Raw genomic sequence first — 13789 nt, 5'->3', positions numbered from 1 at the left:
ACAGGGATAATTCAGTGGGATGTAACATCGTTCGATGCCTGACGGTATTGGCCTCCGTGTGGATGCTCAGCAGCGTGGCGTGGGCAGATTCGTGGAATGTGGGTGTTTTGGCGATGCGTGGAGAGGTCTCTACACGTACCCACTGGCAACCGCTGGAAACCCTGTTAAATCAGCAAATTCCGGGTGAACAGTTTCATATTCAACCGCTGGATCTGCAGCAGATGCAGGAGGCGGTTAACCGTGGAACCGTCCAGTTTGTGGTCACCAATCCTGCACAATTCGTGCAGCTAAACAGCCATGCCGCGCTTCGCTGGCTGGCGTCATTACGCTCCACACGTGGTGGAAAGGCAACCAGCAACGTGATTGGCAGTGCTGTCCTCGTCAGGCGCGACAGCGGGATTGGGAATGCACACGATCTGATTGGTAAAACGGTAGGTGCCATTGATGCCCAGGCATTTGGCGGGTATTTGCTGGGATACAAAGCACTCAGTGATGCTGGCTTGCGCCCTGAGCGTGATTTACGTCTGACGTTTACCGGTTTTCCTGCCGATGCCTTGCTGTATTTATTACGTGAAAAAGCGGTTCAAGCGGTGATTGTGCCCGTGTGTCTGCTGGAAAAAATGGATGAAGAAGGGCTAATCCGCAAAGCGGACTTTAGGGCTGTGATAACCTATCCAACGTCAATTCCTTGCGTAACCAGCACGCCGCTCTATCCTGACTGGTCGTTTGCTGCCTTGCCCGCGGTCAGTGATGAACTGGCCGATCGTGTCACGCGGGTACTGTTTAATGCGCCACAAAACGCCGTCTTTCGTTGGGGCGCGCCGGCCTCGACCCGCGAAGTAGAAGCCTTGCTGCGTGATGTCCGTCAGCACCCACAGCAGCGCCAGTTGTGGCTGGATGTCAAAAGCTGGTTTATTCAACATCGTCTGGCCATGGGGGCGGCGGGTATCGTCCTGTTGTTGCTGACGCTCAATTACATCTGGGTCATGCTGTTGGTCCGCCGGCGCGGAAGACTGCTTGAGCGTAATAATGTGCTGTTGCGCAAACAGGAACAGGCGCTGGAAACCGCGCGTCAAATGAGTGTGCTGGGGGAAATGACGTCCGGATTCGCTCATGAACTCAACCAACCGCTTTCGGCTATCCGCCATTATGCCCAGGGCAGTCTGATTCGTCTGCGCGGCCAGGATCAGCAGCATCCGTTGTTACCCGCCCTTGAACAGATTGACGTGCAGGCGCAGCGGGGTGCCGATACGCTACGCAATTTACGTCAGTGGGTCAGTCAGGCGCAGGGAAATCCGGTGATGACCGACGACTGGGAGCCCATTAACGTTCATGATGCGATCCATCATGTCTGGCAGTTATTACGCATGGCACAGCAATTCCCGACGGTAGCGTTACAAACGCAGGTCGACAATTCGTTTACGGTTACGCTGCCGACCGTTTTGCTGGAGCAGGTTCTGGCTAATCTGGTACTAAACGCGGCCCAGGCCGGGGCGAAAACGGTGTGGTTCTCAGCGTGCAGTGAGGAGCATGGTGTGCGCATTCTGGTGCAGGATAACGCCGGAGGGATCGACGATGCGCAGTTATATCAGGCATTCCAGCCCTTTATGACCACCCGCAAGGAAGGTATGGGACTCGGGCTGGCCATTTGTCAGCGACTGGTTCGCTATGCAAATGGCGACATTAGCATCAAAAATCACCCAGCACCTGACGGTCTGGTGGGCGTAGTGGTGACATTACATTTTAAGCAAATACAGGAAGGAGGGCGTCGTGGCAATAATTCATCTGTTGGATGACGATGTAGCGGTTACTCAGGCCTGTGCATTTTTACTGGAAAGTATGGGGTATGAGGTACGTTGCTGGGAGCAGGGCGAAACGTTTTTGGCTCAGGCCGATCTGCACCAGGTCGGCGTATTGCTGCTGGATATGCGCATGCCGGTACTGGATGGACATGCCGTGCATGAAGCAATGCGTCAGCGCGAGAGCACCCTGGCGGTGGTATTCCTTACCGGGCATGGTGATGTGCCCATGGCGGTTGAACAAATGAAGCGCGGAGCCGTAGATTTCTTACAGAAGCCGGTTTCAGCCGCGCCGCTACAGGCTGCGCTGGAAAATGCTGTGCAGGCCTCGGCAGCGGCTTTTTCGCGACAGGAAATTGTTGCTTGTTATCAGCAATTTACACCGAAGGAGCGAGAACTGGCGAATCTGGTTGCAAAGGGATTGATAAATCGGGAAATCGCCGATGCCATGAATATTGCCGTTCGCACGGTTGAAGTGCATCGGGCGCGGGTGATGGAAAAAATGCGGGCCGGAAGCCTCGCCGAGCTGGTAAATCGACTTCAGCGGATCCAGTAAAATTGTGACATTTATTTGATTTTCATTGGATTTTGTCTAATTCGCCAGAGTGATATATGCTGTGGGTTTGAGTTAATGACGAGCGGGTGAATATGGGAAATCAGACCAAAGACGACGAGCTGTACCGCGAGATGTGCAGAGTAGTCGGTAAAGTAGTGCTGGAAATGCGCGATCTGGGGCAAGAGCCTAAGCATATCGTCATTGCTGGCGTACTGAGAACAACCCTCGCCAATCAGCGTGTGAAGCGCAGTGAGTTAGAAAAACAGGCCATGGAGACGGTGATTAAAGCATTGGCCGGTTAATCCATAAAAGAGGGCGGTAGAATTATTCTGCCGTCCTCTTATTTTAATCTTCGTTATCTTCCAATAAATATAATTTAGTTCGGTCACTAAAATTACAAATTCCGTTATATATTTTATTGCATATCGATTGGTATATAACACAATATTTGTGATTGCACTCCCAAATATTTTCATGCATATGAAATGTTATTTCAATCTCGCTTAATGATAATAAATATCACTCAACATTAATTATTTTCCTTCCGATTTTTAATTGATAACGATCAAGGTTACAGGGGGGGAATAACCACATTATTTATTCACCTAACCCTAAAGGATTATACCCGAGTTTAGGGTATGGATTGATTCAGTTTAACCACCGTCATCTGTGCGATCAGGTTAGGGCAAAAATTCACGTGTTGTTGGCAACATTTATGGCCGATTTGACCTGATCTGCATTCATTAAAATTAGCCTGGATCTGTTGCTACTACAGCGTTTGCGAAGAGGATGCGAAATAAATGAACCAGGTTGATCGTCCATTTTTAGATTGTGGTTTAACGCGGCTTGAGTTTCTGCGTATATCAGGGAAGGGTCTGGCAGGATTAACGATTGCCCCAGCTCTGCTATCCCTTTTGGGTTGTAAGCAGGAAGATATCGATAGCGGCACCGTCGGACTTATCAATACGCCGAAAGGGGTGCTGGTGACTCAACGAGCCCGCTGTACTGGCTGCCACCGCTGTGAAATTTCCTGTACTAATTATAACGATGGCGCTGTTGGCACCTTTTTTTCCCGCATCAAAATTCATCGTAACTACTTCTTTGGCGATGATGGAGTCGGGTCCGGTGGCGGGTTGTACGGCGATTTAAACTATACAGCAGATACCTGCCGTCAGTGTAAAGATCCCCAGTGCATGAAAGTCTGCCCGATTGGCGCAATTACCTGGAAACAGGAAGACGGTTGCATTGCCGTAGATCATAAACGCTGTATTGGCTGCAGTGCCTGTACCACGGCCTGCCCATGGATGATGGCGACCGTTAATACCGTAACGAAGAAATCCTCAAAATGTGTTTTATGCGGGGAATGCGCTAATGCTTGTCCGACTGGGGCATTAAAAATTATTGAGTGGAAAGATATTACTGTTTGATGGATAGCAGGGCTGCCTGATACGCGTCATTTATTGCCAGAAAAATCGCAGTTTTTGAATAAAAGAACTGCCTGAAAGGTGGCGAGTATATCTATCGGACCTTCTTGCAAAGGAAAACATGATGGCTAATGGTTGGACAGGTAATATTTTACGGGTCAATCTCACCACGGGTAATATCACCGTTGAAGATTCCAGTAAATTTAAGAAATTTGTCGGTGGGATGGGCTTTGGCTATAAAATTATGTACGACGAAGTTCAGCCAGGCACTAAACCTTTTGATGAAGGAAATAAACTGGTTTTCGCGACCGGGCCGCTAACCGGTTCAGGCGCACCCTGCAGTTCTCGTGTCAATATCACCTCATTATCGACATTTACCAAAGGCAATTTAGTGGTCGATGCCCATATGGGCGGTTTCTTTGCCGCACAAATGAAATTCGCGGGTTACGACGCCATTATTATCGAAGGGAAATCACCTTCTCCGGTTTGGATCAACATCAAAGACGATAAGGTCAGCATCGAAAAAGCGGACTTCATATGGGGTAAGGGTACGCGCGCAACCACAGAAGAAATTTGCCGTATCACCAGCCCGGAAACCTGCGTTGCAGCCATTGGTCAGGCGGGTGAAAATCTTGTTCCGCTTTCCTGCATGATTAACAGCCGTAACCACAGTGGCGGGGCCGGTACTGGCGCAGTCATGGGGTCGAAAAACCTGAAGGCCATTGCGGTAGAAGGGACCCAGGGGGTCAATATCGCCGATCGCAAAGAGATGAAGCGGCTTAATGACTACATGATGACCGAACTTATCGGCGCCAACAATAACCATGTTGTGCCGAGCACGCCGCAGGCCTGGGCTGAATACTCTTCACCTAATTCGCGCTGGACGGCTCGCAAAGGGTTGTTCTGGGGCGCTGCGGAAGGTGGGCCAATCGAAACGGGGGAAATTCCACCGGGAAACCAGAATACTGTCGGTTTTCGTACCTATAAATCCGTATTTGATCTCGGCCCGGCCGCTGAGAAGTACACCGTCAAAATGAGTGGCTGCCATTCATGTCCAATTCGCTGTATGTCGCAACTCAATGTTCCCCGTGTGAAAGACTTTGGTGTGCCGAGTACCGGCGGAAATACCTGCGTGGCGAACTTTGTACATACCACTATTTTCCCGAATGGGCCGAAAGATTTTGACGATAAAGACGATGGGCGCGTCGTAGGAAACCTGGTTGGCCTGAACCTGTTTGACGATTATGGCATCTGGTGTAACTACGGGCAGTTGCACCGTGACTTTACTTACTGCTATTCGAAAGGTGTTTTTAAGCGTGTGCTGCCAGCAGAGGAGTATGCAGAGATCCGTTGGGATCAACTGGAGGCAGGCGATCCGAACTTTATCAAAGATTTCTACTATCGACTGGCGCATCGCGTAGGCGAACTTAGCCACCTTGCGGATGGCTCGTATGCCATTGCTGAGCGCTGGGATCTGGGCGAAGAGTACTGGGGTTACGCGAAGAACAAACTGTGGTCGCCGTTTGGTTTCCCTGTTCACCATGCGAACGAAGCCTCGGCGCAGGTGGGGGCGATCACCAACTGTATGTTCAACCGCGACTGTATGGCGCATACCCATATCAACTTTATCGGCTCCGGTTTACCGCTGGCGCTACAGCGTGAAGTGGCGGGCGAACTGTTTGGTTCACAGGATGCATACGATGAAACCAAAAACTACACCCCGATTAATGCCGCCAAAATCAAATACGCCAAATGGACGCTGCTGAAAGTCTGCCTGCACAATGCGGTTACGCTGTGTAACTGGGTCTGGCCAATGACAGTTTCGCCACTGAAGAGCCGAAACTATCGCGGAGACCTCGATCTGGAAGCGAAATTCTTCCAGGCCGTAACGGGGGATGAAACAACTCAGGCGAGTCTGGATTTGGCCGCGGAGCGCATTTTTACCCTGCATCGTGCTTATACAGTCAAGTTGATGCAAACCATGGATATGCGTAATGAGCACGACCTGATCTGCTCCTGGGTGTTCGATAAAGATCCGAAGATCCCGGTCTTTACCGAAGGGACCGACAAGATGGACCGGGAAGATATGCGTCAGTCGCTTACGATGTTCTATCAGGAAATGGGCTGGGACCCGGCGTTGGGCTGCCCAACTCGCGACACCCTTCACCGCCTCGGCCTTGAGGATGTGGCAGCCGACCTGGCTGCACACAATCTGTTGCCGGCGTAAGGAACGCAGATGACGTACGTGAGTAACGACCTGGCCGCTGCAGAGAATGTGCATGGTGACGACGTGGATAGCCAAAAGAGACAGTGGCTGCACGCGTTACGCCAGCCTGCCGCACACCGGAGTTCGTCATTAATTCAGGAACCCACCACCCCGGAGTCGATAGTGGCGGATTTTATCCGCCAGCATTCTGCTTCAGGTCAACTGGTGGCACGCAGCGTGTTTCTGTTGCCACCTTATTCGGTTCCTGAAAGTGACCTGGCGACGCTGCTGGACACGATGTGCCAGCACGCATCCGACGCAGATATTATCTGTATCCAGGGCTCAGAGGATACCTACTTCTACTCGACGCAAACCATGACGGCAAACTATGCCGGGATGTGTGTGCAGGTGGTGGAAAATGATATCTGCCATGCCATTGCAGAAGCGGTACGTTTTGACTGCCAAACGTATCCTCGCCCCTATAAGGTCGCCATGCTGGCGCAGCCGCCATACCACTTTGAACCTGAGCAGGTTACGGCGGCGCTCACGGCAATGGAAACGCATCCTGATTATGCAGACATACGTGCTGTGGAATCGTCGAATGCGGAACCTTATCTGTTTAGCGAGCGCTTTATGAGTTACGGCAAAGCGTATGGCCTGTGCGAATGGCTTGAGGTTGAGCAGTATCAGAACCCCTGAATTTTTCAGGTTGATGTCATGGAACGTGTGGACGATCACTGTCACAGCATTAGAGGATAACCCGATGTCCTTCACCCGACGAAAATTTGTCATTGGCATGGGGACGGTGATTTTTTTCACCGGCCCAGGCCAAAACCTGTTAGCGAGTACGAAGAGTAATAAAAACGTTCGTTATGTCATGATCCACGACGAATCATTGTGCAACGGATGTAATATTTGCGCCCGAGCGTGCAGGAAAACGAATCATGTTCCTGTTCAGGGGAGTCGTTTATCGATAGCCCATATCCCGGTAACGGATAACGATAACGAAACGCTGTATCACTATTTTCGTCAGTCCTGTCAGCATTGTGACGATGCCCCCTGTATTGAGGTGTGTCCTACCGGTGCTTCCTGGCGAGATGAAAACGGGATTGTGCGAGTCGATACCTCTCGTTGTATCGGCTGCAGTTACTGCATTGGCGCATGCCCGTATCAGGTACGCTATCTCAATCCACAAACCAAAGTGGCGGATAAATGCGACTTCTGCGCCGAATCACGTCTGGCGAAAGGTTTCCCGCCAATTTGCGTCAATTCTTGTCCAGAACACGCGTTGATTTTTGGCCGTGAGGACAGCCCGGAAATTCAGACCTGGTTGCGGGAAAACAAGTACTATGAATATCAACTTGCAGGCGCCGGGAAGCCCCATCTGTATCGTCGGTTCGGTCAACATTTGATTAAAAAGGATAATGTATGAACGCGTCGCAGAATGCCGAACAGTTTCACGCACAGCTTGCGCAGTACGTCCCAATGTTTTCGCCGGATTACTGGCCTGTCTGGTTGGTTTTCGCCGGGTTAATGCTGGTGGGGATGTGGCTGGTGCTGGCACTCCACGCAATGTTGCGCTTACGTTCAGCGAATAAAGCGTCCGCAGGACACGGAGAGAAGGTCTATTTATACTCGAAAGCTGTCCGTTTGTGGCACTGGTCGAATGCGCTGTTATTTCTGTTGCTGCTGGCCAGCGGCCTGATAAACCATTTCACCGCTGTCAGTGCCCCAGTGATGAAAAGCCTGCTGACTGTGCATGAGGTTTGTGGCTTTTTGCTGCTTGCCTGCTGGATTGGTTTTGTCCTGATTAACCTTATTGGGGGGAACGGTCATCACTATATTATTCAGCGTCAGGGCTGGATCGGCCGGGCGCAGAGGCAGACGCGATTTTACCTGTTTGGTATTATGCAGGGCGAAGCGCATCCATTCCCGGCATCAACGCGTTCGAAATTCAATCCGTTACAGCAGGCGGCGTATGTCGGCGTGATGTACGGTTTGCTGCCGCTACTGCTGATCTCCGGGTTGCTATCCTTGTACCCACAGGTTGTGGGCGATCTGTTCCCTGGCGTACGTTACTGGTTGCTGCAGGCGCACTTTGCGCTGGCTGTCGTGAGCGTGTTTTTCATTTTTGGACATCTTTATCTCTGCACTACAGGACGCACACCGGGCGAAACCTTTAAGTGCATGGTGGATGGCTATCACCGGCATTAAGAGATGATGATTACGCGTGGTGACTTACGGGCCTGGCGCGTCGGGCCCGTGATGTATCGCTGGTTTCTGCGTGCGTTTCCTGAGGGAGGCAGCTATGCGGAGGTGCACCGTGCACTCCAGCAGGAAGGGTATAGTGACTGGGCAGATAGCCTCGTGGAATACGGCTGGTCAAGATGGCAGGATGAAGAGAATTTTGTCCAGCAGGATATCTGTGCGATGGGCCGTGTTGTCTGCCCGCAGACGGCAGACGACAACGGTAAACAATTGGCGAGCGCGGCTGATGGCGACAGTCTCGGTAGCGCGGGCGATAACATTAAAATCGTCAGCGCCGGGTACGCCGCGCAGATTGCCAGTGCAGGTTACAGCGCACGTATTGGCTGCGTGGGTTATAACGCTCATGTTGCCAGTTCCGGTGAGCGTGGCCGTATTGCCATCGCGGGAAACTCCACCCGTGTCAGTAGTGTGGGAGGCGGTACACGCATGGCCAGCACGGGTATGCGGGTGCGCATCAGTTCGCTGGGCGACAGAAGTCGTATCGCCAGCAGCGGTGATTTAACCCAGATAGCCAGTTTTGGCGCAGAGTCGAAAATCGCCAACTGCGCGGACAACGTGCAGATCATGGCCAACGGAGAAAACACCGTTATTGCCAGTACTGGCGTGGTCGATTCAATAATCCTCGGCCCCGGCGGATGCGCGGCGCTTGCCTATCACGACGGTAAGAGAATGCGCTTTGCGGTGGCTATTGAGGGTGAAAATAACATTCGCGCAGGGGTGAAGTATCGGCTCAACGAAGACCATCAGTTTGTGGCATGTTGAGCCGTGTTGTTATTTCAACGCGAACCGACGCTGAGTGATCTTCTCCAGGCTAAAACACAGCAGGTAATAGACCAGTCCGGTAAAGACAAAAATGGCAGCCGGGTAAATTTGCACCCGGCTGTTAACCTGACCCGCAACCGTCGTGAGTTCAGGCACGTTGACGATAAACGCCAGCGACGTGTCCTTGAGCAGCCCGATAAAAATCCCCGTTAGCGAGGGGAGTACGTTGCGCAGAACCTGCGGCAACAGAATTAACCCGAGCGCCTGGAGCGGACGAAACCCCTGAACGATGGCCGCATCATACTGACCGCCTGGCAGCGCAGTGATACCCGCGTACACAGAATGCATCACCGAGGCGGCGGTAAACCAGGCCAATGCCAGCGTGACGGTTATGGCTCCCGGCAAATCACTGCCTGTGAGCATGGGCAACAGATACCACATCCAGAAAATCACGAAGATTAACGGAATACCACGAATAAACTCTGCCCAGATAAACAGCCCCTTACGTATCGCCCCAGGAAAACGCCAGGCACAGCAGGCGAGTGCGATCCCGGCGGGAAGCGCCAGTGCCGCTGCGCCAATCGCCATCAACAGCGTGAGCAGAACGCCCCCCGGTTGCCCCTCTGCGATCCGTCCCCACAGGAGGTAGTCCAGATTGTCGGTAATAACCGAAATATTAGCGATCATGCAGTAGGCTCCTGAAACGGAATATGCGTGTTTTACGCGCCAACGGTTTACCTGCTGCAGACACAGGGCCAAGACGGGTTAACAACATCCCCAGAACAATACCGGTCAGCAGGTAGAGTGCCGTGCCGACGGCAAAGGCTTCCAACGCATGGGCGTTATAGCTTTCAATTTGCCGCACCTGGTACGTCAGTTCGGCAAAGCCAATGCCGCTGGCCAATGAAGACAACTTCATCAGATTAAGATATTGCCCCACGATCGGCTGCCAGGCATTTGCCAGCCCCTGAGGGAGCAGGATGTGACGAAAAGTCGCCCATGACGAAAACCCCTGTGCTATGGCTGCCTCGCGCTGCCCGCCAGACACAGCCTGCAAACCGGAGGCTACCTCTTCGACCAGAAAGGCCGAGGTAAAGACACCCAGCCCCCATGCGGAGCAGAGAAACTCCGGTGTTAACCACCAGACATCCCCCGGCAGAATGGACCAGGAATGTTCCGCATTAATGAAGGTAATCACGTCGCGAGGAAGAAGATTCCACGCAGCGAAGTACCAGAACATCAGTTGAACGAGTAAAGGGGTATTGCGAAAAACAGAGACCCACACGCTGACCATGGTGGTCGCAAAGCGCTGTCCTGTCAGGCGCAGGCTGAGCAGAAAGATGGCAAACACCGTGGCGAGTACCACGCCGGCTAGCGTGACCCAAAGCGTGGTCAGAAAACCGGAGATTATCCATTGCAGAGGTTGCCCGCTCAGCACCCCCTGCCAGTCCATTGCATGCATTATAACGATGACTCCTGGTGTAACGGGTCGAGCACTTTTTTCAGAAAACGTTGAGTCCTGGGGTGCTGAGGGCGAGTGAAAAACGCCGCAGGAGGCGCGACTTCGAGAATATCGCCGCCATCAATAAACACCACACGATCGGCAATCTCCCTGGCGAAATGCATTTCATGGGTCACGACAATCATGGTGATACCGCTATGAGCCAGACTCTTCATGACCTGCAACACTTCGCCGATCATTTCTGGATCCAGCGCGGAGGTGGGTTCATCGAACAGGATGATTTGCGGCGAGGAGGCCAGTGCGCGGGCGATAGCAACACGTTGTTGCTGTCCGCCGGAAAGTTGGGCGGCATACGCATCGGCTTTCTCGGCCAATCCTACCTGTTCCAGCAGTTCAAGTGCCCGTTGCTCAGCATCCACTTTTTTCCAACCGTGAACATATTCCAGCGCCAGCGTGATGTTCTGCTGTGCCGTCAGGTGGGTGTAGAGATTGAATTGCTGGAACACAAAGCCAATTCGGCTGCGGAGCTGACGCAATGCGGAGCCGCGCAGCTGACCGATCGGTTTGTCATCAATAAAAATATCGCCGCCGCTCAGTGACTCCAGTTGGTTTATCAGGCGAATAAGCGTCGACTTTCCTGAGCCAGAAGGCCCGAGAATGGTGACGACTTCGCCCGGTTCAACCGACAGGCTGACACCGTTAAGCACGGTATGATTGTCATAGTGTTTTATGACATTACGCAGTTCAACACGTGCCTGGCGCAGATGCGTAAAATCCGCAGCCGAAGCTGCGGGACGATTAAAAAGGCCTGTGAGCATATTACTTCGCTTCTATTTTGAAGGCGCGGGGCTGCGGATTTTTGGTTTGCGGACCAAACCAGACATCATAAATTTTGGCTGCCTGACCGGTAGACTCGAGCTTTAACAGCTCGTCGTTCACGGCTTTCAATAGCGCAGGTTCACCTTTTTTCACTCCCACACCAATTTCTTCTTTGCTCAACAGGTCGGGCAAAATTTTGAAATTTGCTTTATCCGGTGCACCGCCTAACAACCCTGCCAGAATGGTGCTGTCCTGGGTGATCGCCTGGACATTACCATTACGCAGGGCGGTTAATGCCAGCGGAATATCGTCATAGGCCAGCACACGTGATTGTGGAAAACGCTGATGCAACGCCTGCTCACCTGTCGTCCCTTTCACCGCACCGATACGAGCCTTACTGTAGTCATCAAGCTTATCCGGCGATTTTGCCGGAACGAGGAATTGCTGTCCGGTAACGAAGTAAGGGGCGGAGAAATCGATAACCTGTGCACGCTCAGGTGTAATAGTGATATCCGCTACGATTAAATCGGCCTTACCGGACTGCAATAACGGTATACGGTTAGCCGGATTGGTGGCGACCAGTTCCAGTTTAACGCCAAGTGATTTAGCCAGCGCTTCTGCGAAATCAACGTCGTAGCCGACAATTTTATGCGTTTTTGCATCAATAGAGCCGAACGGTGGATTGGCGTCAAAGGTGGCGATTTTAACCACGCCTGTGGCTTTGATATCGGCCAGTTGATCGGCCTGAGCGTATGACGCGGCAATGCCTGACGCCAGCAGGACACTGAGTGCCAGCCATGTTTTTTTTGTGCTGTGAATCGTCGTTGCCATCATTTTCTTTGAATCCCTGTTGTTTTGGTTTGTGCTTTTTACGCTCCCATAACTTGCGGCGGTGACCAAATAAGAAAAAATTCTTATCTATATACAAAATGATATTAGTGAAAGAGGTGTTAATTACGGGTGAAAATAATGAAAAATCGAAATGCAAAATAGTGCACAACGTTGGCAAAAATTCGCATTTCATTTTTTACGCATTCTGCGTTGGAATACGTTGTGTCCAACAGACAGAGAAGGCGGAGAAGATGAATGGGGTTAAATATCTTTGGTTGCGTATAAAGAATCGACATCCACAGACTCTACAACATAGTGCGGAACGAAATCTTCAGCGTGTTGTGGAGTCTGTTCTTCCTGTCGCCAGCCTGTATGGGGTGGATATCGCCAACATTGATCCGGAGTGGTTCCGTGATAAAACAACACGCTGAACTTCGCCAGACGCGCGAAGTGTACTGGAATGAAGTGTGCAAAATAATCAGTAATACTACTGAATCCTAATTCTGACCGGTAACATACATCAAAACAGGTTGCGTGATAATTTTAACGATCTCTATTATCTCATTGTCGTTGCCCGTGAACGTAGTTTTACCCGCGCCGCAGCGAAGCCGGAGAACGGCTTATCAACAGTATCAGTCCGCGTTTCGATGACATTGCAACGGATCTACTGGCATTAACTGATATTCGTCAGCGTGTGGCGGGTAATATCCGTCTGACGCTCGGGGAACATGCGTTGCAATTTTTCCCGGTTATTACCTGTACTATCCCAGCCGTAGACAACATACCGCAGCCTTTGCACAGTTGATTGAGGCGTTGCGTTATACGGCGTGAAGCACAGGCTGACTAAAAAAAACCGGCATTGCGCCGGTTCAGAAATTAGATTTTGCAGGCATCGCCGCAGTCATTATCAGCAATAATTTCCTGCGCTTTTTTGTCAGCATCTTCCAGACGTTCAGCATTACGCTCTTGCGCTTCTTCCAGTCCATCAAAGACCAGATTATCGAGATCAATTTCCATCATTCACCTGCTCAGGTTCAGCGTTTAACACCGTTCCATTATATTGCAAAAATGTTGCTGAACAGCAGCGATTATTGCTACTAAGCACGTTCTTATACCAGGTCAGCGTATTTTTCCGGCAGCGTCTCCCACAGATGGCGGTTCGCGGCGCTGAGAATAATATTGCGCATATATTCCCTGGCCGTCGCGCCTTGACGCAGGCGTATTGCTTCCAGCAGCAGACGGTGCTGCTCAACCGCATGCTCGGTTTCCCATACCCCGTCTTCAATCGCGGCCAGATCGCGGGCAGTTACGTTGACGGCGTTGGGCTCAAACATCAGACGGGTGACAACCAGTTGCCAACGTAGCAGGCCTGGTGTTTCCGCCGCTCATGGGACGGTTGAAAGATCTGACAGGAAATTATGATGTGTCTTTGGTTATTGTTGCGTTTGCCCTGGTGAGTGACGGTGGGTTGGCACTGTACGTTCTGTTAATGTTTCCCTCGCGTAACTCGCGAGTCGCTGGAAAAGAAGAAAGCCTGCGTTAACTCAAAAATCGTCGTTTCCACTGATGCGTACCTGGGCAGAAACACTCATCCGGAGGGTATCAACCATCTTACCCCTCACCCCTGAAAACCTCTCATAATTCACCTTTTGTGTTAATTAA

16 protein-coding genes and 1 pseudogene are annotated in these 13789 nt (G+C 51.6%); 11 read left to right on the top strand and 6 right to left on the bottom strand.

Going from position 1 to position 13789, the window contains the following annotated elements:
- Positions 1-62: 62 nt before the first annotated feature.
- The 9 genes from ttrS (at position 63) to ydhT (ending at position 9015) form a co-directional block, all read left to right on the top strand.
- Entirely contained in the window at positions 63-1796 is a 1734-nt protein-coding gene (gene ttrS / locus IB196_RS12420; RefSeq protein ID WP_188232129.1) for a tetrathionate respiration histidine kinase TtrS, read from the top strand.
- Positions 1771-2355: a tetrathionate respiration response regulator TtrR gene (gene ttrR / locus IB196_RS12415; protein ID WP_188232119.1), complete on the top strand. Its 585-nt coding sequence runs from the start codon at positions 1771-1773 to the stop codon at positions 2353-2355. The genes ttrS and ttrR overlap by 26 nt, the downstream gene beginning before the upstream one ends.
- A 92-nt stretch (positions 2356-2447) precedes the next feature.
- Positions 2448-2657 (top strand): fumarate hydratase FumD, encoded by a 210-nt coding sequence (gene fumD, locus IB196_RS12410; protein ID WP_040233753.1) that lies wholly within the window; start codon positions 2448-2450, stop codon positions 2655-2657.
- Positions 2658-3155: 498 nt separating this feature from the next.
- Positions 3156-3782 carry a ferredoxin-like protein gene (locus tag IB196_RS12405; RefSeq protein ID WP_005122832.1) on the top strand — a complete coding sequence of 209 codons (627 nt, stop codon included), beginning with the start codon at positions 3156-3158 and terminating at the stop codon, positions 3780-3782.
- A 121-nt stretch (positions 3783-3903) separates the two neighbouring features.
- Positions 3904-6006 carry an aldehyde ferredoxin oxidoreductase gene (locus IB196_RS12400; protein ID WP_005122834.1) on the top strand — a complete coding sequence of 701 codons (2103 nt, stop codon included), beginning with the start codon at positions 3904-3906 and terminating at the stop codon, positions 6004-6006.
- 9 nt (positions 6007-6015) lie between these two features.
- Positions 6016-6684 carry a YdhW family putative oxidoreductase system protein gene (locus IB196_RS12395; protein WP_005122835.1) on the top strand — a complete coding sequence of 223 codons (669 nt, stop codon included), beginning with the start codon at positions 6016-6018 and terminating at the stop codon, positions 6682-6684.
- Positions 6685-6748: 64 nt separating this feature from the next.
- Positions 6749-7417, top strand: a complete 669-nt coding sequence (locus tag IB196_RS12390) for a 4Fe-4S dicluster domain-containing protein (protein ID WP_005122836.1) — start codon at positions 6749-6751, stop codon at positions 7415-7417.
- Entirely contained in the window at positions 7414-8199 is a 786-nt protein-coding gene (gene phsC, locus IB196_RS12385) for a thiosulfate reductase cytochrome B subunit (protein WP_005122837.1), read from the top strand. The genes IB196_RS12390 and phsC overlap by 4 nt, the downstream gene beginning before the upstream one ends.
- Positions 8200-8202: 3 nt before the next feature.
- Positions 8203-9015, top strand: a complete 813-nt coding sequence (gene ydhT / locus IB196_RS12380) for a protein YdhT (protein WP_061067814.1) — start codon at positions 8203-8205, stop codon at positions 9013-9015.
- 9 nt (positions 9016-9024) lie between these two features.
- Here ydhT and IB196_RS12375 read toward each other — a convergent pair whose 3' ends face one another.
- The 4 genes from IB196_RS12375 to IB196_RS12360 are packed head-to-tail and all read right to left on the bottom strand — an operon-like array spanning position 9025 to position 12130.
- Positions 9025-9702 carry an ABC transporter permease subunit gene (locus IB196_RS12375; protein ID WP_005122840.1) on the bottom strand — a complete coding sequence of 226 codons (678 nt, stop codon included), beginning with the start codon at positions 9700-9702 and terminating at the stop codon, positions 9025-9027.
- Positions 9692-10477 (bottom strand): amino acid ABC transporter permease, encoded by a 786-nt coding sequence (locus IB196_RS12370; RefSeq protein ID WP_040233756.1) that lies wholly within the window; start codon positions 10475-10477, stop codon positions 9692-9694. The genes IB196_RS12375 and IB196_RS12370 overlap by 11 nt, the downstream gene beginning before the upstream one ends.
- Positions 10477-11295, bottom strand: coding sequence for an amino acid ABC transporter ATP-binding protein (locus IB196_RS12365; RefSeq protein ID WP_188232120.1), 819 nt, complete (start codon positions 11293-11295; stop codon positions 10477-10479). The genes IB196_RS12370 and IB196_RS12365 overlap by 1 nt, the downstream gene beginning before the upstream one ends.
- A gap of 1 nt (position 11296) precedes the next feature.
- Positions 11297-12130: an ABC transporter substrate-binding protein gene (locus IB196_RS12360; RefSeq protein WP_188232121.1), complete on the bottom strand. Its 834-nt coding sequence runs from the start codon at positions 12128-12130 to the stop codon at positions 11297-11299.
- Between the two features lie 248 nt (positions 12131-12378).
- Between IB196_RS12360 and IB196_RS12355 the strand changes: the two genes are divergently transcribed.
- Both IB196_RS12355 and IB196_RS12350 read left to right on the top strand, forming a co-directional pair.
- Positions 12379-12558: a hypothetical protein gene (locus tag IB196_RS12355; protein ID WP_223236938.1), complete on the top strand. Its 180-nt coding sequence runs from the start codon at positions 12379-12381 to the stop codon at positions 12556-12558.
- A 99-nt stretch (positions 12559-12657) separates the two neighbouring features.
- Positions 12658-12866 (top strand): annotated as a pseudogene (locus IB196_RS12350) (LysR family transcriptional regulator); the annotation flags it as partial.
- A 137-nt stretch (positions 12867-13003) separates the two neighbouring features.
- On the opposite strand, the gene IB196_RS12345 reads toward IB196_RS12350, so the two are convergent.
- Both IB196_RS12345 and IB196_RS12340 read right to left on the bottom strand, forming a co-directional pair.
- Positions 13004-13144 (bottom strand): hypothetical protein, encoded by a 141-nt coding sequence (locus IB196_RS12345; protein ID WP_003832695.1) that lies wholly within the window; start codon positions 13142-13144, stop codon positions 13004-13006.
- A 92-nt stretch (positions 13145-13236) separates the two neighbouring features.
- Entirely contained in the window at positions 13237-13461 is a 225-nt protein-coding gene (locus IB196_RS12340) for a hypothetical protein (RefSeq protein WP_188232122.1), read from the bottom strand.
- Between the last annotated feature and the right edge of the window lie 328 nt (positions 13462-13789).

Origin of the sequence: Citrobacter sp. C6_1, from assembly GCF_014596835.2 — a bacterium.
Classification (GTDB): Bacteria; Pseudomonadota; Gammaproteobacteria; order Enterobacterales; family Enterobacteriaceae; genus Citrobacter; species Citrobacter pasteurii.
The sequence above is the reverse complement of the archived record's forward strand: the minus strand, read 5'-3'. Positions and strand labels throughout refer to the sequence as shown.

Excerpts from the sequence above, each read along its gene's own strand:
- ttrS (WP_188232129.1), top strand. The coding sequence starts at position 63 with ATGCTCAGCAGCGTGGCGTGGGCAGATTCGTGGAATGTGGGTGTTTTG.
- fumD (WP_040233753.1), top strand. The coding sequence starts at position 2,448 with ATGGGAAATCAGACCAAAGACGACGAGCTGTACCGCGAGATGTGCAGA.
- IB196_RS12405 (WP_005122832.1), top strand. The coding sequence starts at position 3,156 with ATGAACCAGGTTGATCGTCCATTTTTAGATTGTGGTTTAACGCGGCTT.
- IB196_RS12400 (WP_005122834.1), top strand. The coding sequence starts at position 3,904 with ATGGCTAATGGTTGGACAGGTAATATTTTACGGGTCAATCTCACCACG.
- IB196_RS12395 (WP_005122835.1), top strand. The coding sequence starts at position 6,016 with ATGACGTACGTGAGTAACGACCTGGCCGCTGCAGAGAATGTGCATGGT.
- IB196_RS12390 (WP_005122836.1), top strand. The coding sequence starts at position 6,749 with ATGTCCTTCACCCGACGAAAATTTGTCATTGGCATGGGGACGGTGATT.
- phsC (WP_005122837.1), top strand. The coding sequence starts at position 7,414 with ATGAACGCGTCGCAGAATGCCGAACAGTTTCACGCACAGCTTGCGCAG.
- ydhT (WP_061067814.1), top strand. The coding sequence starts at position 8,203 with ATGATGATTACGCGTGGTGACTTACGGGCCTGGCGCGTCGGGCCCGTG.
- IB196_RS12375 (WP_005122840.1), bottom strand. The coding sequence starts at position 9,702 with ATGATCGCTAATATTTCGGTTATTACCGACAATCTGGACTACCTCCTG.
- IB196_RS12370 (WP_040233756.1), bottom strand. The coding sequence starts at position 10,477 with ATGCATGCAATGGACTGGCAGGGGGTGCTGAGCGGGCAACCTCTGCAA.
- IB196_RS12365 (WP_188232120.1), bottom strand. The coding sequence starts at position 11,295 with ATGCTCACAGGCCTTTTTAATCGTCCCGCAGCTTCGGCTGCGGATTTT.
- IB196_RS12360 (WP_188232121.1), bottom strand. The coding sequence starts at position 12,130 with ATGATGGCAACGACGATTCACAGCACAAAAAAAACATGGCTGGCACTC.
- IB196_RS12355 (WP_223236938.1), top strand. The coding sequence starts at position 12,379 with ATGAATGGGGTTAAATATCTTTGGTTGCGTATAAAGAATCGACATCCA.
- IB196_RS12345 (WP_003832695.1), bottom strand. The coding sequence starts at position 13,144 with ATGGAAATTGATCTCGATAATCTGGTCTTTGATGGACTGGAAGAAGCG.
- IB196_RS12340 (WP_188232122.1), bottom strand. The coding sequence starts at position 13,461 with ATGTTTGAGCCCAACGCCGTCAACGTAACTGCCCGCGATCTGGCCGCG.